The organism is Treponema sp. R80B11-R83G3 (genome assembly GCF_054786115.1).
The window spans coordinates 1-2,026 of record NZ_BDHF01000169.1; the positions used below are offsets into that span (position 1 = coordinate 1).

The 2,026-nt window shown below is 40.2% G+C and carries 3 protein-coding genes and 1 pseudogene; 2 read left to right on the plus strand and 2 right to left on the minus strand.

The window, feature by feature from the left end:
- Both ACYVRH_RS12125 and ACYVRH_RS12130 read right to left on the minus strand, forming a co-directional pair.
- On the minus strand, positions 1-940 hold a 940-nt coding region (locus tag ACYVRH_RS12125; protein WP_461257165.1), incomplete at its 3' end, for a flagellar brake domain-containing protein.
- Complete coding sequence (locus ACYVRH_RS12130; RefSeq protein ID WP_461257166.1) at positions 937-1,257, minus strand: hypothetical protein; 321 nt, start codon at positions 1,255-1,257, stop codon at positions 937-939. The genes ACYVRH_RS12130 and ACYVRH_RS12125, both read right to left, overlap by 4 nt.
- Here ACYVRH_RS12130 and fliD point away from each other — a divergent pair.
- Both fliD and ACYVRH_RS12140 read left to right on the plus strand, forming a co-directional pair.
- Positions 1,246-1,677, plus strand: a complete 432-nt coding sequence (gene fliD / locus ACYVRH_RS12135; protein WP_461257167.1) for a flagellar filament capping protein FliD — start codon at positions 1,246-1,248, stop codon at positions 1,675-1,677. The two genes, ACYVRH_RS12130 and fliD, sit on opposite strands and share 12 nt — an antisense overlap.
- Positions 1,677-2,026: pseudogene (locus ACYVRH_RS12140) on the plus strand (hypothetical protein); the annotation flags it as partial. The gene fliD and the pseudogene ACYVRH_RS12140, both read left to right, overlap by 1 nt.

Consider the following 2,026-nt stretch of genomic DNA (forward strand, 5'->3'; position numbering starts at 1 on the left):
GTATGGAGGTCATTGTTTTTATTGAACAGCCTCCCACTGAAATATCGGCGATGCTCCCTTGTAACTTTTTTTTATCCGCTATAAGGCGCTGTTTTTTACCGCTGCCTTCAACAATTACAAGGCACATTGAACAGGCGATGGACGTCTGTCTTCTGCGGAAACGCCGCTGTGAAAGAAACCGTAATTGGTTGGAATGGGCAATCTGCATTGTAGGATGCCCTTGTCTGGTCGTGTAGCCCGTGACGCTGCTTTCAAATGAAAAACCTTTGTTGCTTTTATCAAAAAATAATACGTTTAGCTTTGTACCCTTTTGAAGTTTTATCTGGCTTCCAAGCACGGTTTTTGGCGTTTCTACTTCGATATTTTCGCCTTTTGTGGACATTATATTGACTTCAATTTTATCTTTGTTCGTGATAATGGTAAATTTTGTATCGTCTTTTATTTGGCGTGTGGAAGTTAAACCCTCCAACACGCTGTTTTCGATGATGTTTCTTGTTGAAAAAAGAACTCCAATTTTATGCTGTGTTTCGTTTTCACGGCCATGTGTCTGCTCTAAAACCTTGTAAGCGCGCCTGAAATGCCTGTCCAAGAGGGCAGGGGTTATTATGGATCTTTGCGGATCCGCTACCTGATCCGTTTTAAAAACAAAATCAAGCATTTTTGTCTGTTCATGATCGAGGCCAAGATCTCTCGCGATGCGGTGAAACGCGAAAATTGAAAAAACGCCCGTCCCGCCGGAAGTTTTTGCCGCAGGCGCGCCTGAACTTTTTTTGCCTTTGGCTCCGCCTCTTCTTGAATTGATAATTAAAAGCGCAGCTACAACGACGATGACGATGACAAATATAAATATAATATCCTTGGGGGATACTTTTGATTTTGAGCCAAAGTTAAAATCTCCCGCTGATACTAGCGGATAAAGTATTAAGATATTGCCTATCATTTTTCACCCTGCGTCTGTGCCGTTTCCCGGCAGTTGTCTAAAATAGCTAAATATAATTCCTTTAATTTTGGGGACGCTTCATATTCAGTCAAATCTCCAATAATGATTGTATCATGTTTTTCGTAAGCTTCCAACAGTTGCGTTAAAATATTTTTAAAATCAATAAAACCATGGGCTATTTTTTTTGCCTTTTCCATTTGTAATAAATAACCTTGAATATTTAGCTGGTAAAAAATCCGTATTATTTTTTCCGTTATAGAAGAAAAAATTTCTAATGTTTTAGCCGCGAGAAGATCTTTTCCGGTTTGAATATTCAATGGAAGCTCTATAAGTTTTTCGCAAATTTCATTTATAATCGGTCTCAGTTAAGAGGTTATCTGGAAATTGACGAAAAAACCCTTGACGCGGCTTTGGAGACGAAAATACCCGCGATTAAAGAGCTTTTCGCAAGCAACACTTCTGGCGAGGTAATCGCGGATACGGGCATCGCGTTTAACGTAGACGCTCTTGTAAAGCCGTTTGTAGAAACGGGCGGCATCATTTCCCTGAAAAATAGCACGCTTGATTCGCGCATAAATCAGGATGAAAAACGCATTGCCAATCTGGACCGCCAGTTGGCCGCGAAAGAACAGGATCTGCGAATGCAATACGCGAGAATGGAATCCGCTTATGGGCGGATGGAACAAATGTCAAAGTCGCTTGACAATTTTAGCCAGCAAAACCGGGGCGGCAAATAATGACAATAAAAATTAACGGCAAGCCGCTGGACTACACGCTTACCAATGAAAAAACATTAATAGAAATTGTCGCCGGTCTTGAACAATGGCTTTCCAATTCAGGACACCGTATGAGCGAAATGTTAATTGACGGACAGGATCTCAACGCTTCCATGGTGGAGGAAATTTTTAAAAAAGACATTAAAACGGTAAAATGTATTGAAGTTCGCACTAATTCAATCGCGGAATTAACCACTGCCTGCATAATAAACTTAAATCGGGATATTGACGAATACGAAAAACTTAATTTTAATGAAAAAACAAAATTCTTTGACAACTGGAAAGAAAGCAGCGAGGCCCAGTATATATC